Below are 22,507 nucleotides of genomic sequence, written 5' to 3'. Positions count from 1 at the left end.
GCTGGGCAGGCTGCGACAATGCGACACGCTAGCCTGTCATCCCGATGGCGTTATGATAGCCGGAGCATGACCGACAGACTCCCGGACGCCCATCCGGTGTCCAGGAGTCTGTCGACGATGCCGGATCGTGCAGGACCTGCCTGCCTTGTCTATCGCGCAGCCATCTGGAGCCGGATATGGAACTCGATCCTCTGCTGCTGTCTCGACTGCAATTTGCCTTCGTGGTTTCCTTTCACGCCATATTTCCGGTGTTCTCCATCGGTATCGCTTCCTATCTCGCTCTGCTCAACGGTCTCTTCTACAAGACCGGCAATCCAGCCTGGGAACGTCTGGCCATCTTCTGGGCCAAGGTGTTTGCCGTGGTGTTCGGCATGGGGGTCGTCTCGGGCATCGTGATGTCCTTCCAGTTCGGCACCAACTGGAGCAACTTCTCCTGGGCGGCCTCGAATCTGCTGGGTCCCATGCTCAGCTATGAGGTGGTAACGGCCTTCTTCCTGGAGGCGGCCTTCCTGGGGGTGCTGCTGTTCGGGCGTGGCAAGGTGCCCCAGGGCGTTCACCTCTTCGCGTCCCTGATGGTGGCGCTGGGGACCTTCATTTCGGTGTTCTGGATCATCTCGGCCAACAGCTGGATGCAGACGCCGGCCGGGGTCGAGATGGTCGATGGCCGCTTCCAGGTGACGTCCTGGTCCGCGGCGATCTTCAATGCTTCCTTCCCGTATCGCTTCGCGCACATGGTGCTGGCGTCCTTCCTGACAGGGGGCTTCGTGGTCGCCGGCGTGAGCGCCTGGTACCTGCTGATCGGTCGCGATGTCGAGGCCAATCGCAAGGCCTTCTCCATGTGCCTGTGGTTGTTGCTGGTGCTGGCACCGGCCCAGGCGGTGGTGGGTGATGCCCATGGCCTCAACACCCTGGAGCATCAGCCGACCAAGGTGGCCGCCATGGAGGGCAACTGGGATCGCCAGGGCAATGCGCCCCTGCTGTTGTTTGCCTGGCCGGATCAGGACGCGCAGGAAAATCTGGTGGAGTTCGGCATTCCGGGGCTGGCGAGCCTGATCCTGACCCATGATGTCGACGGCGAGATTCCTGGTGTCAGCGAAGCGGCGCCCGCCGAACAGCCGCCGGTGTGGCTGGTCTTCTGGTCGTTCCGCGTCATGGTGGGAGTCGGCCTGGTGATGATCGGGGTGGCGATCGCCGGGCTCTGGCTGCGCGCCCGGGGGCGCCTGTACGAGAGTCGCGGCTTCCTGCAGTTGATGCGGGTGATGAGCATTGCGCCTTTCGTGGCGGTACTGGCCGGCTGGTTCGTCACCGAGATCGGCCGGGCGCCCTGGCTGGTCTACGGCATCATGGATCAGGCCGAGTCGTTGACGTCGTCGCTGAGTGGCTGGATGGCGCTGACCACCCTGCTCGGCTATGTGGCCGTCTATGCCGTGGTCTTCTGGGTCGGTGTCTACTACCTGACCCGGGTGGTGCGCCAGGGCATGCTGCCGGACCTCGAGCCGCATGACGATGAGGTCGAGCGGCCGATGCGCCCGCTTTCCGCCACTCATGTCCCCTTCGAGGACGCCGCCAGTCAACCGGGCAGGAGCTGAGTCATGGAAATGTTGGATTTATCGCTGATCTGGGCCGCGATCATCGGCTTCGGTGTCATCATGTACGTGCTCATGGATGGCTTCGATCTGGGCGTGGGCCTGCTGTTTCCGTTTGCCCCGGACGAAGTGGGGCGCGATGTGATGATGAACACCGTGGCCCCGGTCTGGGATGGCAACGAGACCTGGCTGGTGCTGGGCGGCGCCGGTTTGCTGGCGGCCTTTCCGCTGGTCTATACGGTCTTCCTGCCGGCGCTGTATCTGGGCGTCTTCCTGATGCTGGCCGGGCTGATCTTTCGGGGCATCGCCTTCGAGTTTCGCTTCAAGTCGCATCGCAACCGCCACTGGTGGAACCGCGCCTTCTGCTGGGGCTCGGCGGTGGCCTCCTTCGCCCAGGGCGTCGTAGTGGGCGCCTACATCCAGGGCTTTGCGGTCGAGGACTATGTCTATGTCGGCGGGCCCTTCGACTGGCTGACGCCCTTCAGCGTGCTGACCGGCCTGGGCCTGATGGCGGGCTATTCCCTGCTGGGCGCGACCTGGTTGATCATGAAGACCGAGGGGCGTCTGCAGGAGTGGGTCTATCGTCTGACCCCCAGGCTGCTGGTCGGGGTACTGGCGGTGTTCGCCATCATCAGTGTGTGGACGCCCTTCGTCGACGAATTCGTGCGCGAACGCTGGTTCGGGCATCTGCACCTGATCTGGATCTTCCCGGTTTTGGCCCTGGTGTGTGCCGGTCTGGTGTGGCGGGCCGTCCGGCAGCGGCGTGAAGGCCAGCCCTTCATTGCCACCCTGGGGCTCTTCGTCTTCACCTATCTGGGGCTGGTGGTCAGCAAGTGGCCCTACATCGTGCCGCCGGATTACACCATCTGGGATGCCGCTTCGGCCCCGGAGTCCCAGCTGTTCCTGCTGCTCGGGGTGCTGTTCGTGATTCCCATCGTGCTGGCCTACACCGCCTGGACCTACTGGGTCTTCCGCGGCAAGGTCCGCGAAGGTCAGGGCTATCACTGAGCCGATGCCCGAGATGACATCATCCCTGACGGCGCGCAGCTGGCTGGCGCGTCTCGCCCGGGCCGAGCGCAGGTCGCTCGGCCTGGCGGTCGTGGCGGGTCTGGTGGCCGGCCTGATGACCATCCTGCAGATGGCGACCCTGGCCTGGCTGGTCAGCGCCCTGGTCATCGACGCCGTCCGGCCGGCGACGCTGTTGCCGGGGTTCGCGCTGCTGGCGGTGGCCATGGTGCTGCGGGCACTGGCCCAGTGGTGGCAGGAAACCGCCGGCGTTCAGGCAAGCCTGCGGGTTCGCGCCGAGGCGCGGCGTATCCTGCTGGATCATCTGCAGTCACTCGGTCCAGTGGGGCTGACCGGGCATCATACTGCCAGCCTGGCCAATCGGGTCGTCGATCAGGTCGAGGCCCTGGATGGCTATGTGGCGCGTTTCCTGCCGCAGATGCGGCTGGCGGTGCTGGTGCCGCTGGTCATTCTCGGGGTCGTGCTGGCCCTGGACTGGCTGGCGGCGCTGTTCATGCTGCTGGCCGCGCCGCTGATTCCGCTGTTCATGGCGCTGGTCGGCATGGGGGCCGAACGCCTCAATCGCGATCAGTTCGAGACGGTGTCGCGCCTGTCGCGTCATTTCATTGACCGGGTGCGGGGCATCACCACCCTGCAGCTGTTCGGTGCCGGTCGCCAGGCGGCCGATGACGTGTACGCGGCCGCCGATGCCTATCGCGTGCGCAGCATGCGCACCCTGCGTATCGCCTTTCTGTCCTCGGCGGTGCTCGAGTTTTTTGCCGCCGTGGCCATCGCGGTGGTGGCCATGTACGTGGGCTTCGGTCTGTTGGGGTATATCACCTTCGGGCCCGCGGACCAGTTGACCCTGTTCAGCGGTCTGCTGGTGCTGCTGCTGGCGCCGGAGTTCTTCCAGCCGCTGCGCAGCCTGTCCCAGCACTATCATGATCGCGCTGCGGCCCTGGGCGCGGCCGAGGGCATGGTCGAACTGCTCAATGAAGGCTCGCCGCGGCAGGGCCACATGCCGGCCGCTCCGCGGGGCAAGGCGCTGGTCGAGCTGGACGCGGTCTGTGTCCGTCATGCTGAACGCGGCCGTGTGCTGGGACCGCTCGACCTGACGCTGGAAGCCGGCGAGGTGCTGGGCATCAGCGGTTCTTCCGGGGTGGGCAAGTCGACACTGCTGCAGCTGCTGGCCGGCTTCGTCGAGCCCAGCGCCGGTGAGCATCGCGTCGTGCCGGGATTGCGCCTGGCCTGGATGGACCAGCGCCCCTTGCTGATTCATGGCAGCCTGGCCGACAACCTGCGGCTTGCCGCGCCACAGTCAAGCGACGCGGCCCTGCGCGATGCCCTACAACGTGTCGGCCTGGGTGATCTCCTGGCGACGCTGCCGGCGGGGCTCGAGACTCCGCTGGGCGAGCGGGGTGTCGGCCTGTCGGGCGGGCAGGCTCAGCGTCTGGCGCTGGCCCGCATCTTCCTTTCCGAGGCGCCGGTGGTGCTGCTGGACGAACCCACGGCCAGCCTGGATGCCGACAGCGAAGCGCGGGTATTGGCGGCCTTCTCCGCGCTGATCGAACAGGGCCGAACCCTGGTCATCGCCAGCCACCGGGCAGCGCCGCTGGCCCTGGCGAGTCGGCGGCTGACGCTGCAGGAGCAGGGAGGGCATGGCGATGAATGAGACCGGGGTGATCACGACGCTGCGGCCCTGGCTGAGACATCTGGCGCGTCGGCGCGGGCGTCTGGCGATCGGTGCTCTGCTGATGCTGCTGGCCCTGATGGCGGCCCTGGGGCTGCTGGCGCTTTCCGGCTGGTTCATCACCGCCACGGGCCTGACCGGCCTGGCGCTGGCGGCCGGGGCGGCCGTGACCCTGGATGTCTATGTGCCGGGGGGCGGCATACGCACCTTTGCGCTGACGCGTACCCTGGCGCGTTACGGCGAACGTCTCTATAACCATGACACCGTGCTGCGGCTGTTGGCCGACCTGCGCGGCCACCTGTTCTCGGTGCTGGCGGCGCTGGATCTGTCCAGTCTCAGCCGGCGTCGCGCCAGCGACTGGCTGAACCGCTTGACCGCCGATATCGACAGCCTGGATAGCCTCTTTCTGCGTCTGCTCGCGCCGGCGCTGGTGGCACTGGTGGCGATTCTCGCGCTGAGCGGCTTTGTGGCGCTGTGGGCGCCGCTGGCCGGCGGGTCGGTGGCCCTGGTGCTGGGGCTGGTCTGGGTCTGGCTGACCTTCGGCCAGGCCCGTTGGGGCATGGCGGCGAGTCGGCGTCGGGTGGCCGAGCTGGAGCGGCTGCGCGGTCGGGTCATCGAGCATCTGGCGGGCATGGCCGAACTCGAGACCTTTGGTGCCCTGGCCGAGCAGCGCCAGCGTCTGGATGTCATCGAGGCACGCCTGCGCGAGGATCAACGCCAACTGGGCCGCATCGCGGCCCTGGGCATGGCGCTGGGCGGTCTGGTGATCGGCCTGGCCTGGCTGCTGGCATTCTGGGTCGGCGCCACGCTGTGGGAGGCCGAGCGTCTCTCCGGTCCCGTGCTGGTGATGATCCCGCTGGCCATCATGGCGCTCAATGAAGCGGTGATGGCATTGCCCATGGCCTTCACCCAGTTCGGTGCCACCCTGGCGGCCGCCGAGCGACTCAATGCCCTGGAAGCCGCGCGTCTTGCGCCGAGTGAGCCAGTCGCCAGTCGCGACTTGCCGTCGGGCCCTCTGCCGCTGGTGCTCGATGGGGTCAGCCTGCGCTATCCCGGTGCCCTGAAAGCGGCGCTCGCGGATGTCTCGCTGACCCTGGCGGCGGGCGAGAGGGTCGCCCTGTGCGGGCCCTCGGGGGCCGGCAAGTCCAGTATTGCCGCACTGGTGGCTCGCCAGCTGCGGCCGGACAGCGGGGCCATCTACCTCGGGGGATGTGCTGTCGAGGAACTTGACGAGGCCGCCCTGCGCCGCCGCCTGGCGGTGTTGACTCAGGACAGCGAGCTGTTCGACGACAGCCTGGCGGCCAACCTCTGGCTGGGGAATCCGCAGGCCAGCGAGGCGGCGCTGTGGCAGCGCCTCGATGACGTCGAGTTGGGCGACTGGGCGCGTGAGCTGCCCCATGGACTGGCCACCCGAGTCGGCGAGGGTGGCCGGCGGCTGTCCGGCGGCCAGGCCAGGCGCGTGGCCCTGGCACGCCTGATGCTCCGTGATCCGGGCCTGGTGCTGCTCGATGAGCCTTTCAATGGCCTGGATGCGCCCCTGGCGCGGCGACTGGCGGCGCGTCTCGACCAGTGGCTGGAAGGGCGCAGCGTGATCGTCTTTTCCCATCACCATGAACCAGAGGTTCAGCCCTTGCCGGGGGTGAGCCGCCGGGTGAACCTGTCCCATCAGGGGTGAGAGTGGGCCCGGCCAGTGAGCGGCGGCGCCTCTGCTTGCCACAGCGGTGAGGCATGCCGGAGCATGGTGAGCCTCACAGTCGATCGGGTGAACTTATGCAGGATTTTCTCAGGCAACTGCCCAAGGCCGAGCTCCATCTGCACATCGAGGGGACCCTCGAGCCGGAGCTGATGATGGCACTGGCCGCACGCAATGGTGTGCCTCTGCCGTATGCATCGGTCGAAGAGGTCCGCCGGGCTTATGACTTCGCCGATCTGTCGGCGTTTCTCGAGCTGTATTTTCTCGGCATGAGCGTCCTGCGCCATGAGGCGGATTTTGAAGACCTGGCCATGGACTATTTGCGTCGCGCCCATGCCGAGGGCGTGGTGCATGTCGAGATGCATGTCGACCCCCAGGCGCATCTGGCCCGCGGCGTGTCGCTCGACGCGGTGCTCAACGGCCTGGAGCGGGCCCGTGAGCGGGCCGCGCGGGAACTCGATATATCGACGGCCCTGATTCTGGCCTTCCTGCGCGACAAGCCCGTCGAGGAGGCCATGCAGTTGCTGGAAGCGGTCGAGCCCTACCGTGAGCGATTCGCCGCGGTTGGACTGGATAGTGCCGAGATGGGGCATCCTCCGGGCCGCTTCGCCGAGGTCTTCCGGCGTGCCAGGCAGATGGGGCTGGCCTGTGTGGCGCATGCGGGCGAGGAGGGGCCGCCCGAATATATCCACGAGGCGCTGGAGCAGTTACAGGTGTGCCGTGTCGATCACGGCGTGCGCTGCCTGGAGGATCCGGCCCTGGTCGAGACACTACGCGAGCGTGGCATCGTGCTGACGGTCTGCCCGTTGTCCAACGTCAGCCTCAAGGTGGTCGAGCGACTCGCGGAGCACCCCTTGCCGCGCCTGCTCGAGGCGGGGCTCAGACTGACCCTGAGCTCCGACGACCCTGCCTATTTCGGCGGCGGCATGCTGGACAACTTCGTGGCCTGCCGGGAGGCCTTCGGCTGGGGTGAGGCGACCTTCCGGCAACTGGCGGCCAATGCCATCGACGAGGCCTTCATGAACGAGGCCAGGCGTGCCGAACTGCAGGCCCGGCTGGCGGATGGCTGAAGGGGACGTCAGTCGGGGGAGGTGGCCTGCTTACTCCGATCGCTGATGAACCCGCTCGCCGTTGGCCCAGGTGGCATGCACGGCGCGATCATCGCCGAGCATCATCAGCGCGAAGAGGCGCTCGGCCAGGTTCCGGCAGCGGGCATTCTGTCGCTTGAGCAAGGGGCTGGCATCCGGGTCGAGGACGACGATATCGGCCTCGCCACCGGGGCGCAGTTGGCCGATATGCTCGTCGAGACGCAGGGCTCGCGCATTGCCCAGGGTCAGCTGATAGAAGCCTTGCCAGGCGGTCAGTGGCTGCCCCAGTAACTGGCCGACCTGATAGGCGGCCTTGAGACTGCCCAGCGGTGACAGGTCGGTCCCGCCGCCGACGTCGCTGGCCAGGCTGACGGTCAGCCCCGCCTGGCGGCAGGCCTGGCGATCGAAGAGGCCGCTGCCGAGGAACAGATTGGACGTGGGGCAGAAGGCCACATTCGCTCCGGCATCCGCCAGCCGCTGGCGCATGGGCTGGGTCAGGTGAATGCCATGCGCGAAGGTGCTGCGCGGGCCGACCAGGCCGTGGCGTTCGTAGACGTCCAGGTAGTCGCGACTCTCCGGAAACAGCTCGGCCACCCAGTCGATCTCGCCCTGGTTTTCGGAAAGGTGTGTCTGCAGGTGCAGATCCGGCGCATGGCGCAGGACGGCTCCCGTGGCATCCAGCTGCTCGCGGGTCGAGGTCGGCGCAAAGCGCGGCGTCAGGGTATAGCCCAGGCGGTCACGGCCGTGCCAGTCGGCGATCAGGCGTTCGCTGTCGGCGATGCCGCCCAGCGGGCTGTCGAGCAACTCGGGCGGGGCGTGGCGATCCATCAGCACCTTGCCGGCCAGCATGCGCAGCCCGCGTCGCCGGGCGGCGGTGAAGAACGCATCGACCGAGCCGGGGTGAGAGGTGCAGAACACCTGGGCCGTGGTGGTGCCGACGCGCAGTGATTCGTCGAGAAAGGCCTCGGCGATGACATCGGCATGGGCCTGGCGGGCGAAGCGGCACTCTTCGGGGAAGGTGTAGTGATTGAGCCAGTCGAGCAGCTGACGCCCCCAGCAGGCCATGATGTCGAGCTGTACATAGTGCACATGGGTATCGATGAAGCCGGGCATCATCAGCTTGTCGCGATAGTCGACGGTCTCGATATTCGCCGGCAGGTCCTCGGCCAGCGCCGCATAGTGACCGACGCGACGGATGAGACCGCCTTCGATCAGAATGGCGCCGTCCTCGTCATGGAAGACACTGCCCTCGGCCGGGGCATCGCTGTCTCCCGGGTCGTGATGGAAGCTCAATAGCGGGCCACGCAGTAGACGCATGGCGGGTCGGGAGTCACTCATGCAGCACGCTTTTCCGGACATCGTCAGTAGATGACACCAGCATGACAGCTCGCGGTGAGAAAACCACCCGATGGAGCTCCTGAGGCGAGCAACAGGCAGTCGAGTAGGCATTCCCCGGTGCGACGCTGTGACGCAGGATTCAGGCGGCCCGCAGGGGTTGCTGGCCGGGCCGCATGGCTGAGAAATTTCGTCAGGCAGGGTATGATGCCACTTTGCTGATGATAAGGGGTGGTCGGTCATGGAGCAGCAATGTCCGTGCGGCAGTGGCGACACACTGGCCGCTTGCTGTGGTCGCTACCATGCGGGGGAGCCGGCCCCGGGGCCGGAAGCGCTGATGCGTGCCCGCTTCAGCGCCTTTGCACTGGGGCGCAATGACTATCTGCTGGCGACCTGGCATCCGGACAAGCGGCCGGCCAGTCTGCCGGACGAGGACCCGACCCATTGGGTACGCCTCGAGATCGTCGATTCGCATGGCGACGGCGACCAGGGGCGGGTGCAGTTTCGTGCCACCTTTCGTGAAGGCAGCCGCTGGGGCGTGCTCGAGGAAGACTCGACTTTTATTCGACGCGAGGGACAATGGTGCTATGTGGATGGTGAACCCCGGGTGACCCGCCTCAAGCCGGGCCGCAACTCGCCCTGTCCGTGTGGTAGTGGCAGGAAGGGCAAGCAGTGCTGCATGCGTGGCTGAACGCTCGGGTCGTGAAGCTGGGCGTGCTTTCTGACGGAGGTTGATAGATGAAGAACCGTGGTCTCGTGCTGTGTCTCGCCGTCCCGGTGGGGTTTCTGTTGCTGCTGGCGGGGCTGATCTTTGGTGGTCAAGCCATTTCGGCCATCAAGCTCGACAGCGAGATCGAGCAGGCGCTGGCCGGCAAGCTGGCGAGCAGCGCGGCAATCGAGGTCGACAAGCTGCAGCGCGTCAACAACGGCTATGGCTATTGCGGTGTCTACAAGTCGGCCGCATCGGAGAACGGTTACGCATCCTTTTTCTACAATACCATCAATGGGCGAGTCACCCTGGACATCGAGTCGGACCGCTTTACCTCGAACTGTGGTCTGTCGTCCTTCTGCTGAGCCATCACCCGGGGCCGCCCACCCGATGACGCGAGTCATCGCCTTCAGAGGATAGTTGCATGACGCAGATAATTCGCAGGAAAGGTTTTCCCGCCACGGCGGCAATGCTGCTGGCTACCCTGGTCGGCGGTGTCCTGCCCCTGAATGCCCAGGCCGCCGATCTCGAGGTCAGTGATGCCCGGATGCGCGTGCTGCCGGGTGACACTCCGGCCGCCGGCTATTTTCGGCTGGATAACAACGGGAGTCGAACGGTGGTGCTGGTCGGCGCCCAGAGCCAGGCCTTCGGGCGGGTTGAACTGCATCGCAGCATGAGCGACGAGGGGATGGCCAGCATGGAAGCGGTAGACCGCCTGGAAGTACCGGCGGGCGAGCCGATCGAGTTTGCCCCCCAGGGCTATCATTTGATGCTGATGCAAGCCGTCGGCGAGATCGCCGTGGGGGACCGTGTGGAGATCACTCTGCAGTTCGAACAGCGTGAATCGCTGTCGGTCGAGTTCGAGGCGGTTCCGCCCACGTCCATGTAGGAGTCAATCTTGGTGTTTCCCGTTTCCGCTACCCCGGGCAGAGCCGATCGCCACACCGCATGTCGCCTGGTTGCCCTGTTGTTCGTCATGCTGATGATGGTCGGTTGCGTCGATCGTAACTGGGAAACCAATGACATCACGGATGTCATGCCGGATCTGGAGTTCGACCTGGTCGACGAGAATGGCCAGGACGTCAGCGCCCAGGACTACATTGGCAAGCCGACCTTCATGTTCTTCGGGTTCACGCACTGCCCGGATGTCTGCCCGACCACCCTGGCCAAGCTGTCGGCGGCCATCAAGCAGCTCGACAAGGAACAGCGCGATGACGTCCGGGTGCTCTTCGTGTCGGTGGATCCTGGACGCGACACGCCGCAGGTCATGAAACAGTATACCGAGGCCTTCGGCCCGCAGTTCATCGGCCTGACCGGCAAGCGCAAGCAGATCGATGCGCTGACCAATCGCTATCGCGTGACCTATGAGTATGGCGAGCCGGATGAGCAGGGCGACTATAGTGTCACTCACTCCAGCAGTGTCTTTGCCTTCAATCGGCAGGGTGAGGCGCGCTTCATGGCCAGTGATTTCGACTCCATCGAGTCGATCGTCGGCGACCTCGAGTATCTGCTGAAGCACGGTTGAGTGGCCGCGCGAACAGTGCGAGCCGGTACTCCTCTGCCTGACATGCAAAAGGCCCGTCGGCTCAATACCGGCGGGCCTTTTGCTGTCCTTGTGGCATCGCCCGGGTCACAGGGTCATGGCTGCAACCCAGCCAAAGGCAATCAATGGGATGTTGTAGTGCAGGAAGGTCGGCACCACGCTGTCCCAGATGTGGTCATGCTGGCCGTCGGCATTGAGGCCGGCGGTCGGGCCTAGCGTCGAGTCCGAGGCCGGGGAGCCGGCGTCGCCCAATGCCGCTGCGGCACCCACCAGGGCGATGGTGGCCATGGGCGAGAAGCCGAAGTTCAGGGCCATGGGCACATAGAGTGACGCAATGATCGGAATCGTCGAGAAGGACGAGCCGATGCCCATGGTAATGAACAGCCCGACGAGCAGCATGATCAGGGCAGCCAGGCCCTTGTTGTCGCCGATCATCTCGGTGGAGCTGGTGACCAGCGCCTCGACTTCGCCACTGGCCTGCATGACGCTGGCGAAGCCCGCCGCCGAGATCATGATGAAGCCGACCAGCGCCATCATGCGCATGCCTTCGGTGAAGATGTCGTCCTGCTCGTGCCAGCGGAAGACGCCACTTACCGAAAGCAGGGCGAAGCCGAACAGGCCACCCAGCACCATGGAGCCGCTGAACAGCTGGACCGCCACCGTGCCGACCAGGGACAGGCCGAGGATCACCAGCTGCCAGGGCTTGAGGTGCTGGGCGGCCTCGCTGGGTGTTTCGTCGCCATGCGCCAGGTCGATATCCTGATAATCGCGCTTGCGGCGATAGCTGAACAACACCGCGATGAACAGGCCCATGGCCATGCCGCCGATGGGCACGATCATGGCCATGGGCACCATGCCGGCTGTCACGTCCAGGCCGTTGTCGTTGAGGTTGGTCAACAGGATGTCGTTGAGGAAGATCGAACCGAAGCCGACCGGCAGCAGCATATAGGGGGCGGTAATGCCGAAGGTGATGACGCAGGCCACGGCGCGGCGATCGAGCTGGAGGTGATTCATCAGCTTGAGCAGCGGTGGCACCAGTACCGGGATGAAGGCGATATGCACCGGGATCAGGTTCTGGGAGCTGACTGCTGCGGCCAGCAGTACGCCCAATACCATGAAGGCAATGCCGCGGTGATTGGCGGAGGCATCATCCAGGTTGAGACCGGCAATGGCCTTGTTGGAAAGCAGCTGGGTGATCCCCGAACGTGACAGCGCCACAGCGAAGGCACCGAGGACGGCATAGGAGATCGCCACCTTGGCGCCATCGCCCAGGCCGTCGTTGAAGGCGGAGAGAATCTCCCCCAGCGGCATGCCGGCGGTGAGACCGCCGACCAGGGCCGCGGCGATCAACGCGAACACAACGGAAACGCGCATCAGGCTGAGGGTGACCATGACCAGAATGGCCAGAACTACTGCGTTCATGTCTTGTCCTTGTTGAGGATGTCGATTGTTGTTGGTGTCGCCCCTATCCGCTGCTGATACGGCAAGATTTGGAAGGGGCGACGGGGCGATGCTTGCCGGTCAACACACCTGGCTGGGTAACAGTTCGGCGGGCGCCAGACGACTGAGATGGCGTTTCGCGAGGAGCTTGCTGGCGGCGTCGATGTCCGGTGCGAAGAAACGGTCCTTGTCGTAGTAGGCGACATGCTCGCGCAGTACCCGGCGAGCTTCTTCCAGGGTGTCGGTGGTCCTGAGGCCGTCGCGGAAATCCAGTCCCTGGCAGGCGGCCAGCCATTCGATGGCGAGGATGCCTCGCACGTTATCGGCCATTTCCCACAGTCGCTTGCCGGCGGCCGGCGCCATGGAGACGTGGTCCTCCTGGTTGGCCGAGGTCGGCAGGCTGTCGACACTGTGCGGGTGCGAGAGCGCCTTGTTCTCGCTGGCGAGTCCGGCCGCCGTCACCTGCGCGATCATGAAGCCCGAGTTGACGCCGCCGTGTTCCACCAGGAAGGGCGGAAGCTGGGACATGTGCTTGTCCATCATCAGCGAGACGCGACGCTCGGTGAGCGAGCCGATCTCGGCGATGGCCAGCGCCAGGTTGTCGGCCGCCATGGCGACCGGCTCGGCATGGAAATTGCCGCCGGAGATGATATCACCCTGTTCGGCGAACACCAGGGGGTTGTCCGAGACGGCGTTGATCTCGATGCCCAGGACCTCGGCGACCTGGCGGATCTGGGTGAGGGCGGCGCCCATCACCTGGGGCTGGCAGCGCAGGGAATAGGGGTCCTGGACCTTGCCGCAATCGACATGCGAGTCGCTGATCTCGCTGCGCTCACCGAGCAATTGCCGGTAGGCGGTGGCGGCATCGATCTGGCCACGCTGGCCGCGCACCTCATGGATGCGGGAATCGAAGGGCGAGCGCGAACTCAGGGTGGCTTCCACGGTGAGCGAGCCGCAGACCGTGGCGGCGGCGAACAGGTCCTCGGCATCGAACAGGCCCTTGAGCGCGTAGGCGGTGGAGACCTGGGTGCCATTGAGCAGGGCCAGACCTTCCTTGGGCGCCAGCGACAACGGTTCGAGGCCGGCCTTGGCCAGGGCCTCATGGGCCGGCAGCCATTCTCCGCGATGGCGTGCCTGCCCCTCGCCGAGCAGCACCACACTCATGTGCGCGAGCGGGGCCAGGTCGCCGGAGGCGCCTACCGAGCCCTTGAGCGGGATGTGCGGGTAGATCTCGGCGTTGATCAGTGCCACCAGGGCATCCAGGACCTCACGGCGAATGCCGGAGAAACCGCGGGCCAGGCTGTTGACCTTGAGGACCATGATCAGTCGCACCAGGTCGTCGTCCATGGCGGCACCGACGCCGGTGGCATGGGACAGCACCAGGGAGCGCTGGAGATCCTCGAGCTGGTTCTTTTCGATGCGGGTCTGGGCCAGCAGGCCGAAGCCGGTGTTGACGCCATAGACGGTGCGATCTTCCTCGACTACACGATTGACGCAGTCGACGCCGGCGGCGATATCGGCATCGGCACTGGTCGGCAGGGAGACCTGGAGAGGGGCTTCGAAGACCTGGCGCGCCTGGGCCAGGGTCATCTTGCCGGGTTGTATCTCGAGATGGTTCATGTCTTCCTCTCCGAGGGGTATAAGTGGGGAACACGCGCGATGAAGAGATCCTGTCGTGAGGTATCGCGAAGCAAGTCGTAGGCTGCTTGCAGATCCAGATACAAGCCATGCTCCTCTTCATAGAAAGGAATTACTTCTCGCAGTATTCTCCATGCCAGTTCAGTGCTTGATGCGAACTCCTGATCATCGATCAAATCGAATGCCTGTGCGGCCACCAAATACTCGATAGAGAGTACACGGAAGGCGTTGTCGAGGGCCTGGTCTAGTTTCAGGGCTGCACTTTCGCCGAAGCTTAGATGATCCTCTTGCAGTCCCGAGGTTAGGAAGTTGTCGGTGACTGCAGGCTGAGATAAGCGCTTGTTGTCGGCGACCATCGATGCGGCTGAGTACTGGGCGATCATCATGCCTGACTTCACTCCGCTCTCAGATGTAAGAAAAGGTGGAAGCTGGTTGGTCTGTGGCGTCACGAGACGATAAGTTCGACGCTCGGAGATAGAACTCCACTCACACACGGCGATCGCGAGCAGGTCGCATGCCATAGCAACCGAGGCGCCGTGTGGGTTGGCCTGGGAGACGGGGCGGAAGCTAGATTCCGCTTTGATCATCAAAGGATTGTCTGTCGCCGCATTTAGTTCGCGGCTTATCTGTCTGGCGGCATGGTCGAACTGATCGCGACAGGCACCATGGACTTGAGGCATCGAACGTAGGCTGAGCGCGTCTTGGAGATGATGCCCTTGGCAGCGCGCGAGACGCCGGCTGCCCTGCAGCATTTGCTGTAGGTTCTCCCCGCAATACTGGACGCCTTCATGCCGCTTGAGCTGTGTCACCTCCGACAAGAGGGCATCCTGCTGGCCACCAAGAGCCTCAAAGGTCATAGCACCGATGACATCGGCCCAGGCGGCAAGGCGAGCAGTATCGTCAAGCGCCAGGCAAGCCAGGCCAGTCATTGCCGGGGTGCCGTTAACCAAGCTGAGGCCGTCCTTTGGGCCGAGACGGATAGGTGACATGCCGATGGCGTTTAAAGCTTGTTGGCTCGGCATTCGCTTGCTATGGAACTCGACCTCTCCATGGCCGATCAGTGCCAGACCAATGTGCGCCATGTGGGTGAGATAGCCGACCGAGCCCCGAGATGGGACGACAGGGGTGATGCCTTCGTTCAGAAGCCGCAAAAGTCCTTCCACGGCAGCGGGGCTAATGCCGGAGTATCCATGACTGTAGTTGATAACAGCACAGCAGAGAATCGCCCGAACTTGCTCAGTGCGAAGTGGCGGACCGATGCCACAGGCATGACTCATCAGCGTGTGGTGTGAGAGGCGTTGGAGCTCGCTATTTTGGAGAACTACGTTACATAGCGCACCTAAGCCGGTATTGATACCGTAATGCGGTGTGCCTGAAGAGGCAATTTCTTCTACGGCCTGTCGTGTCGTGCCAATTCGCTCCCAAGCGGTCGAGGACAGTGAAAGAGCGGCTCCGTGGCGTGCGACTTCAACCACCTGCCGCCAGTCGGTAGGGGTTGAGCCGATCTCGATATGCTTCACGTCACTCATAAGTTTTCTCCGCCGGTTGATCCGAACTATCAGACTGCTGTTTAGGCGCTCCTCGGCCGATAAAAACCTTGACTGCTGAGGCCACGATCAGTGCGAACAAGAACAGCACGATAAAGCCGCCTGCTGCAGCTAAGAACTTGATCCCATCTACTCCCTGGGCACCGCCACCGAAGGCCACCATTATAAAGGCGATGACGCCTATCGAGAGTCCCCAAATAATCTTCTGCTTCCGGGGAGCCTCTTCGCTTGCACTCATGTTCTTGGTGCAAATGGTGGCGATTGTTGAGGACATCGAGTCAGAGGCGGTGGAGAAAGAGAGGATCAGAGTAAGTATTGCTAGTGGAATCAGTAGGACGGACAGTGGGATGTGCTGTAGGAACCCCCAGAGCCCTGATACTGCGCCGCTCTGGGTCACCACTTCGATGAGGTCTAGGGTCCCATCCATCTGCCATTTGATGGCAGATCCGCCCCATATGGCGAACCAAACTATGCCGAATACCGCGGGTAGGATCCAGTTGATGATAAGGAATTCACGAAGTGTTCTTCCATAGGAGATTCGTGCTAGGAACAGTCCCATCAATGGAGCATAAGCGATCCAGATCGACCAGTCGTACATAGTCCACCAGGTCACCAGGGCTTCCCCTCCTGACTCTTTGGTATCGAATGACCAAAGGAAGAAGTTATCGAACCAATAACCCAGACTGGTAACCGACAGACTGAGGATGTAGTTTAGCGGCCCTATTATCAGTAGAATTGCGACGAAGGCGTAAAAAATATAAGCATTAACTGATGATAAGAAACGAATACCACGTTTAAGGCCGGAAAGTGCCGAAGTGATAAAGATAGCCGAGATGACTAACGTTAGTGCCAGCCAAGTAGTGGGGTTGGAGGTGATTCCATACTCTACTTCTAGTCCGGAGCTGATTAGAGCTAAGCCGGCTCCCAACGATGAGGCGAGCCCCAGGGCGATTGCTAGTACGGATATAATATCGACAATTGCGCGAATCAATGGCTTGCTTTCGGCGTTGCCGAGAATTGGTACGAGTGTTGACGAGATAGAGAAGCGCTGTTGGCAGTTAAAGTGCATATAGCCAATCATCAAACCGACTATAGAGTACATGGCATAGGGGATAAAGCTCCAGTTGTGGAAACTTCTGGCCAGTGCGAAGATGGCAGCCTCGGCGCTCCTCGGGTCGAATGATTGGTTATCGATCTCGCCATAAACATTGCCCAGATAGATGATCGGCTCATTGACTGAGTAAGTCACCACTCCAGTGGCAATGCCACCGGTAAGTGCCATGGCGAAAGTCGTCGGCATAGAAAAAGTAGGCTTGGCATTTTCGCCACCTAGGCGAATGTTTCCGGATTTGGAAAAGAATATATAAGTGGTTATGCCTAGCGTTGTAAAAGCCAGTAACTGATAGAGCCAACCAAAGTCGGATAGTGAGAGATAGAACAGCTTTCTGGCAACACTGACCAGCAACTCATTGTTGATCAGTCCGATAGTGACTGCCAGCAAAATGATGGCGAAAGCTGGTATAAAGACCTTTCGATTTAGACTTTTGTTGCCTTGTGTTGGCATAGAAGCCTCCGTTGGGTTTTGTTGTACTAATCTTATAAATGGTGCTGACTTGCTCGTCGCACGAAAGCACCGTCATCTATCATGTTACGCGTTGCTGATATCCCCGAGTGCTACTTAGTTTGCATCGGCAGGTCGAGTCCATTCTCTTTGGCGCACTCCTTGGCGGTGTCATAGCCGGCGTCGGCGTGTCGCATCACGCCTGTCCCCGGGTCGTTGCGCAGCACCCGGCCGAGGCGGGCATGGGCATCATCGCTGCCGTCGCAGACGATCACCACGCCGGCATGCTGGGAGTAGCCCATGCCCACGCCGCCGCCGTGGTGCAGCGAGACCCAGGTGGCGCCGCCGGCAGTGTTGAGCAGGGCGTTGAGCAGCGGCCAGTCGGAGACGGCGTCGGAGCCATCCATCATCGACTCGGTCTCGCGGTTGGGACTGGCCACCGAGCCGGAGTCCAGGTGATCGCGACCGATGACCACCGGCGCCTTGAGCTCGCCGTTTCTGACCATCTCGTTGAAGGCTTGGCCGAGACGGGCACGATCCTTGAGGCCGACCCAGCAGATTCGAGCCGGCAGGCCCTGGAAGCTGATGCGTTCGCGGGCCATGTCCAGCCAGTTGTGCAGGTGCGGGTCGTCGGGGATCAGTTCCTTGACCTTCTGGTCGGTCTTGTAGATGTCCTCGGGGTCGCCGGACAGTGCCGCCCAGCGGAAGGGCCCGACGCCCTGGCAGAACAGCGGGCGGATATAGGCTGGTACGAAGCCGGGGAAATCGAAGGCGTTCTCGACGCCTTCTTCCTGGGCCATCTGGCGAATGTTGTTGCCGTAGTCGAAGGTCGGGATGCCTTGCTGCTGGAAGTCGAGCATGGCTTGCACGTGCACGGCCATGGAGCGCTTGGCAGCCTTGACCACCGCTTCGGGTTCAGTCTTGCCGCGAGCGACATAGTCGTCCCAGGTCCAGCCGGCGGGCAAGTAGCCGTGCAGCGGGTCGTGGGCACTGGTCTGGTCGGTGACCATGTCCGGACGCACGCCGTGCTCGACCATGGTCGGAAGCACCTCGGCGGCGTTGGCACACAGGCCGATGGATACCGCCTTGCCCTCGGCGGTGTAGCGCTCGAGGCGAGCCAGGGCGTCGTCCAGGTCCTCGGCCTGCTCGTCGAGATAGCGGGTGCGCAGGCGGAAGTCGAGGCGCGATTGCTGGCACTCGATGTTGAGCGAGCAGGCGCCGGCCAGGGTGGCGGCCAGTGGCTGGGCGCCGCCCATGCCGCCGAGACCGGCGGTGAGGATCCAGCGTCCCTCGAGGGTACCGTCGTAATGCTGGCGGCCGGCCTCCACGAAGGTCTCGTAGGTGCCCTGGACGATGCCCTGTGAGCCGATGTAGATCCAGGAGCCGGCGGTCATCTGGCCGTACATCATCAGGCCCTTTTTATCCAGCTCGTTGAAGTGCTCCCAGTTGGCCCAGGCCGGTACCAGGTTGGAATTGGCGATCAACACGCGGGGCGCGTCCTTGTGGGTCTCGAACACCCCCACCGGCTTGCCGGACTGGATCAGCAACGACTGAGTGTCTTCCAGGCGCCGAAGGGTCTCGACGATCTTGTCGTAGCATTCCCAGTCCCGGGCGGCGCGGCCGATGCCGCCGTAGACCACCAGGTCCTCCGGGCGCTCGGCGACGTCCGGGTGCAGGTTGTTCATCAGCATGCGCAGCGGTGCTTCGGTGAGCCAGCTCTTGCAGGTGAGCTCGCTGCCGGTGGGGGCGGCGATCTCGCGGCTGGGGTCGTGACGCTTGTCGGTATGGGACATTTCTTGGTTCCTCGCAGGGTCTCACGGTAAGGGGGCTGACGGCCGGACTGCAGACTCAGCCGTTCAGGGTCAGTAGGTGAACGAGGCGTGCCGCCACTCTGGCGGTGCGGCCATCGATGTCATGCTCGGGATTCAGCTCGGCGAGGTCGGCCAGGCGCAGCTTGCCGCTGTTGCGTACCGTTTCTACCAGGGGCTCGATCAGTGCCAGGGGCACGCCGCGCGCCGCCGGCGCGCTGACGCCCGGTGCTTCGGCGGCGGGCAGGACATCCAGGTCGATGGTCAGGTAGAGGGCGTCGCAACGAGCGATGAAACGTTCCAGGTCGCGCCGGATGGCGTCGATTCCGGTGTGCGTGATGTCGCGATCCTCACGGATCAACACGCCCAGGTCGTCGGCGCGCCGGAACAACGCTCGGGTGTTGGCGGCCCGGCTGACGCCGAGGCAGGCGTAGCGAAACGGCCAGCCATTGGCCTGACACGCTTCGGCGATCTGCGAGAAGGGAGTCCCGGAGGAGCGCACATGGACCGGGTCGCGCAGGTCGAAGTGGGCATCGAGGTTGATGATGCCGACACGCGGTCGTGTCTCGCGGGGCGCGAGGTGCCGGGCGAGCCCTTGCCAGCTGGCGTAGGCGACTTCGTGGCCACCTCCGAGCACGATGGGCAGGTGGCAGGCGTCGAGCAATGGGGCCAGGCGCTCGGCCAGTGCCTCCTGGGCGGCTTCCAGGGCGTCGCCGTCGCAGCTCACGTCGCCGGCGTCGAAGGCCGGTCCCTGGCGATGCCAGGCCAATGGCGCGAGAGCACGACGGATCGTGGCGGGGCCGTCGGCGGCGCCGACCCGGCCCTGGTTGCGAGCCACACCGGCATCGCTGGCGAATCCGAGCAGGGCACACCCGCTCGGGGCGTCCTCGGCGAGAGGCGCGACGCGTTGATGCCAGCGATCGCTGTCGGGCTCGGGGTCAACGCGGCCCTGCCAGGGACTCATGTCGATCTCAGTGGCCATGCGCCTGATCCTCCACGGGTTGGCCGGCGACGACGCGCTGGCGCAGTCGACCGGGCTGGACGGCATAGGCGAGTTCCGCCGGGGTGTCGATGTTCCAGAGGCAGAGATCGGCAGGCGCACCTTCGCGCAACCTGCCGAGTTCGGGCATTCCCAGCGCCCGGGCGCCGTGCGCGGTCATGCCGGTCAGTGCCTCTCGCGGGGTGAGGCGGAACAGGGTGCAGGCCATGTTGAGCATCAGGGTCGGCATGAACAGTGGTGAGCTGCCGGGGTTGGCATCGGTGGCGACGGCCATCGGTACGCCGGCCTCGCGTAGCCCGGCGATGGGCGGCTGCTGGGTCTCGCGCAGGGTGTGGAAGGCGCCCGGCAGGATCACCGCCACGCTGCCGGCATCGCGCATGGCGGCGATGCCGGCGTCGTCGAGATATTCGATATGGTCGGCGGACAGGGCTCCGTGACGGGCGGCCATGGCAGAGCCGCCCAGATTGGACAGCTGTTCGGCATGGGCCTTGATCGGCAGGCCATGGCCCCGGGCCGCTTCGAAGACGCGCTCGCACTGGGCCACCGAGAAGGCGATCTTCTCGCAGAAGACGTCGACGGCGTCGGCCAGCCCCTCGGCCGCGGCCGCCGGGATCATCTTGTCGCAGACCAGGTCGATGTATCCGTCACTGTCGCCTGCGTATTCCGGCGGCAGGGCGTGGGCGCCGAGCAGAGTCGTGACGACGCGCACCGGCCGGGCCTCGCCGAGGCGGCGGGCGACGCGCAGCATCTTGAGCTCGTTCTCCACGTCTAGGCCGTAGCCCGACTTGATCTCCACGGTGGTCACGCCGTCGGCGAGCAGAGCGTCGAGTCGTGGCAGGGCAGCGGCGAACAACGCGTCTTGGCTGGCTTCGCGCGTGTCGCGCACGGTGCTGATGATGCCGCCGCCGCGTCGGGCGATTTCCTCGTAGCTGACGCCTTCCAGACGCGACTCGAACTCGTCGGCGCGACCGCCGCCGAATACCAGGTGGGTGTGGCAATCGACCAGGCCCGGCGTCATTACGCCGCCGCTGCCCATCGGAAGGCATGTATCGGCGAGGGAGGCCGAGAGTTCACGCATCGGGATCAGGGAGTGGATGCGGTCGTCCTCGACGATCACTGCCATGGAATCGGGCAGGGTCTGCTGGCCATCGAAGACGGTGACGTCCTGCCAGAGTCGGTGAGTCCGGGGGTGGGTCATGCTGACGCCTCCTGGTGCATTTGTATATACAAAAGGCTAGCGCATTCTTGTGTCTTCGTCATCCTGTGTGATGCGCTCCTTTCGAAAGTTGAAAAGTCGCGAAGCAGTGTGATTAAGTAATTAAAATCAATATTTTAACTGACTACATGGATGCTTTTGGTCAAGTTGTCCTGCAAGGGTACGACCAAAGTATTAAGGCTGAAGACCAGGGGAGAATGGCGTAACTCTTTGGTCTGTTGTATATACAAATAGTCCGACACTTTGCATCCCCACAAGAACACCCCAGCCCACAAAGACGATCCAGGAGCCTTCCATGGCGAGTTCCTCATCCGACAATTCCCGGCGTCGGGGTCCCTCGACGGCCACTGTGTTCAAGCTGTTCGTCCCAAGCCTCGTCGGGGTACTGATCTTCTTCGTGCCGATGACGCTCGGTGGCAATACGACGATCCCGCTGGATCACATGGTGACCGGTGCGCGAAGCCTGCTGGGCGAGGGCAGTGGCATTTATGCTCTGGCGCTGATCGTCGCCGGGGCGCTCTATCCCCTGATCAAGGGAAGCTGGCGGCGCAGCATGACCGAGCGGGTCTTTACCGTGCTCAAGCTGGCCGGTGTGGCGGCAGCGGTGATGGCCTTGACCGGCTGGGGGCCCGACTTTCTGCACGAATCGGACATGCTGCCGTTTCTGTTCGACAAGTTGGTCATTCCGGTGGGACTGATCGTGCCGATCGGTGCCATCTTTCTGGCGCTGCTGATCAGTTTCGGCCTGCTCGAGCTGATCGGTGTACTGGTCCAGCCGGTGATGCGGCCGGTGTGGCGCACGCCGGGGCGGAGCGCGATCGATGCCGTGGCGTCCTTCGTCGGCAGCTATTCCATCGGCCTGTTGATCACTAACCGGGTCTACCAGGCGGGACAGTATTCGGCTCGGGAGGCGGCGATCATCGCCACCGGCTTCTCCACGGTATCGGCGACCTTCATGATCATCGTCGCCAAGACGCTGGGTTTGATGGAGATCTGGAATCTCTACTTCTGGTTGACTCTGGCCATCACGTTCACGGTGACCGCGATCACGGTACGGATTCCGCCCCTGTCGAGCATGGATGACAGCAAGCGTGACGGTGAGCCGGAGGCCGTGTCGGGGCGTCGTCTCGCCACCGCTTGGCGTACCGGGCTCGAGGTGGCCGAGCGGGCGCCGAGCCTGCTGTCTAGCGTGGCGCTGAATTTCCGCGAGGGGCTGCTGATGGCGATCAGTATCCTGCCGTCGATCATGTCGGTGGGGCTGGCCGGCCTCTTGCTGGCCAAGTACACACCCTTGTTCGAGTGGCTCGGCTGGGCCTTCTATCCCTTCGTGGCAATCTGGGGGCTGGATGAAGCCGCCGCCCTGGCCCAGGCTTCGGCAGCGGGGCTCGCCGAGATGTTCCTGCCGGCCCTGCTGATGGGCGATGCCGGCCTTGTGGCACGCTTCGCCGCCGGTGTGGTGTCGGTTTCCTCGGTACTGTTTTTCTCGGCCTCGATTCCCTGCATCCTGTCCACCAGTATCCCGTTGTCGGTAGGGCGCATCGTGGTCGTATGGTTCCTGCGGGTGGCCTTGAGCCTGCTGCTGGCAGTGCCGGCGGGTTACCTGGTGCAGGCACTGGCCGCTTGAGGAGCATGGCGTGCGTCGCAGGGC

The 22,507-nt window shown here is 63.8% G+C and carries 18 protein-coding genes; 10 read left to right on the top strand and 8 right to left on the bottom strand.

Features of this window, described 5'->3' with window-relative positions:
• The first annotated feature begins 176 nt into the window (after positions 1-176).
• The 5 genes from QWY79_RS14850 to QWY79_RS14830 all read left to right on the top strand — a co-directional run bounded on the left by QWY79_RS14850 (position 177) and on the right by QWY79_RS14830 (position 7,044).
• The gene (locus tag QWY79_RS14850; RefSeq protein ID WP_290274447.1) at positions 177-1,589 is read left to right on the top strand and encodes a cytochrome ubiquinol oxidase subunit I; all 1,413 of its coding nucleotides are present in this window, start codon (positions 177-179) and stop codon (positions 1,587-1,589) included.
• 3 nt (positions 1,590-1,592) lie between these two features.
• Complete coding sequence (gene cydB / locus QWY79_RS14845) at positions 1,593-2,594, top strand: cytochrome d ubiquinol oxidase subunit II (protein ID WP_290274444.1); 1,002 nt, start codon at positions 1,593-1,595, stop codon at positions 2,592-2,594.
• Positions 2,595-2,607: 13 nt separating this feature from the next.
• On the top strand, positions 2,608-4,263 hold the full coding sequence (cydD, locus tag QWY79_RS14840; protein ID WP_290274441.1) for a thiol reductant ABC exporter subunit CydD: 1,656 nt from the start codon (positions 2,608-2,610) through the stop codon (positions 4,261-4,263).
• On the top strand, positions 4,250-5,956 hold the full coding sequence (gene cydC / locus QWY79_RS14835; protein WP_290274438.1) for a thiol reductant ABC exporter subunit CydC: 1,707 nt from the start codon (positions 4,250-4,252) through the stop codon (positions 5,954-5,956). Before cydD ends, cydC begins: the two co-directional genes overlap by 14 nt.
• Before the next feature lie 95 nt (positions 5,957-6,051).
• A complete protein-coding gene (locus tag QWY79_RS14830; RefSeq protein WP_290274436.1) occupies positions 6,052-7,044 on the top strand; it encodes an adenosine deaminase in 993 nt (330 codons plus the stop codon).
• Positions 7,045-7,074: 30 nt separating this feature from the next.
• On the opposite strand, the gene guaD is transcribed toward QWY79_RS14830, so the two are convergent.
• Complete coding sequence (gene guaD, locus QWY79_RS14825) at positions 7,075-8,400, bottom strand: guanine deaminase (protein WP_290274432.1); 1,326 nt, start codon at positions 8,398-8,400, stop codon at positions 7,075-7,077.
• 238 nt (positions 8,401-8,638) lie between these two features.
• Between guaD and QWY79_RS14820 the strand changes: the two genes are divergently transcribed.
• From QWY79_RS14820 to QWY79_RS14805, 4 genes are read left to right on the top strand one after another with little or no spacing between them, the layout of a single operon-like run.
• A complete protein-coding gene (locus QWY79_RS14820) occupies positions 8,639-9,088 on the top strand; it encodes a YchJ family protein (protein WP_290274429.1) in 450 nt (149 codons plus the stop codon).
• Between the two features lie 47 nt (positions 9,089-9,135).
• Complete coding sequence (locus tag QWY79_RS14815) at positions 9,136-9,471, top strand: hypothetical protein (protein ID WP_141319831.1); 336 nt, start codon at positions 9,136-9,138, stop codon at positions 9,469-9,471.
• 59 nt (positions 9,472-9,530) lie between these two features.
• The gene (locus tag QWY79_RS14810) at positions 9,531-9,995 is read left to right on the top strand and encodes a copper chaperone PCu(A)C (RefSeq protein WP_290274424.1); all 465 of its coding nucleotides are present in this window, start codon (positions 9,531-9,533) and stop codon (positions 9,993-9,995) included.
• Between the two features lie 12 nt (positions 9,996-10,007).
• The gene (locus QWY79_RS14805) at positions 10,008-10,631 is read left to right on the top strand and encodes an SCO family protein (RefSeq protein WP_290274773.1); all 624 of its coding nucleotides are present in this window, start codon (positions 10,008-10,010) and stop codon (positions 10,629-10,631) included.
• Between the two features lie 105 nt (positions 10,632-10,736).
• Here QWY79_RS14805 and QWY79_RS14800 read toward each other — a convergent pair whose 3' ends face one another.
• The 7 genes from QWY79_RS14800 to hutI form a co-directional block, all read right to left on the bottom strand.
• The gene (locus QWY79_RS14800; RefSeq protein WP_290274422.1) at positions 10,737-12,071 is read right to left on the bottom strand and encodes a Na+/H+ antiporter family protein; all 1,335 of its coding nucleotides are present in this window, start codon (positions 12,069-12,071) and stop codon (positions 10,737-10,739) included.
• A gap of 99 nt (positions 12,072-12,170) precedes the next feature.
• Positions 12,171-13,709, bottom strand: coding sequence for a histidine ammonia-lyase (gene hutH / locus QWY79_RS14795; RefSeq protein WP_290274419.1), 1,539 nt, complete (start codon positions 13,707-13,709; stop codon positions 12,171-12,173).
• Positions 13,706-15,256: an HAL/PAL/TAL family ammonia-lyase gene (locus QWY79_RS14790; protein ID WP_290274416.1), complete on the bottom strand. Its 1,551-nt coding sequence runs from the start codon at positions 15,254-15,256 to the stop codon at positions 13,706-13,708. The genes hutH and QWY79_RS14790 overlap by 4 nt, the downstream gene beginning before the upstream one ends.
• The gene (locus QWY79_RS14785; RefSeq protein WP_290274414.1) at positions 15,249-16,838 is read right to left on the bottom strand and encodes a BCCT family transporter; all 1,590 of its coding nucleotides are present in this window, start codon (positions 16,836-16,838) and stop codon (positions 15,249-15,251) included. The genes QWY79_RS14790 and QWY79_RS14785 overlap by 8 nt, the downstream gene beginning before the upstream one ends.
• A 110-nt stretch (positions 16,839-16,948) precedes the next feature.
• Positions 16,949-18,628 (bottom strand): urocanate hydratase, encoded by a 1,680-nt coding sequence (hutU, locus tag QWY79_RS14780; RefSeq protein ID WP_290274411.1) that lies wholly within the window; start codon positions 18,626-18,628, stop codon positions 16,949-16,951.
• 55 nt (positions 18,629-18,683) lie between these two features.
• A complete protein-coding gene (gene hutG / locus QWY79_RS14775) occupies positions 18,684-19,625 on the bottom strand; it encodes a formimidoylglutamase (RefSeq protein ID WP_290274408.1) in 942 nt (313 codons plus the stop codon).
• The gene (hutI, locus tag QWY79_RS14770) at positions 19,615-20,841 is read right to left on the bottom strand and encodes an imidazolonepropionase (protein ID WP_290274406.1); all 1,227 of its coding nucleotides are present in this window, start codon (positions 20,839-20,841) and stop codon (positions 19,615-19,617) included. Before hutI ends, hutG begins: the two co-directional genes overlap by 11 nt.
• Positions 20,842-21,154: 313 nt before the next feature.
• On the opposite strand from hutI, the gene QWY79_RS14765 reads away from it, so the two are divergent.
• Entirely contained in the window at positions 21,155-22,483 is a 1,329-nt protein-coding gene (locus QWY79_RS14765; protein WP_290274403.1) for a YjiH family protein, read from the top strand.
• Positions 22,484-22,507 lie beyond the last annotated feature (24 nt).

The sequence above is a fragment of the Halomonas sabkhae genome (genome assembly GCF_030409265.1).
GTDB classification, from domain to species: domain Bacteria; phylum Pseudomonadota; class Gammaproteobacteria; order Pseudomonadales; family Halomonadaceae; genus Halomonas; species Halomonas halmophila.
Note: the sequence above shows the minus strand (reverse complement) of the source record. Positions and strands in the feature narration are given on the sequence as shown.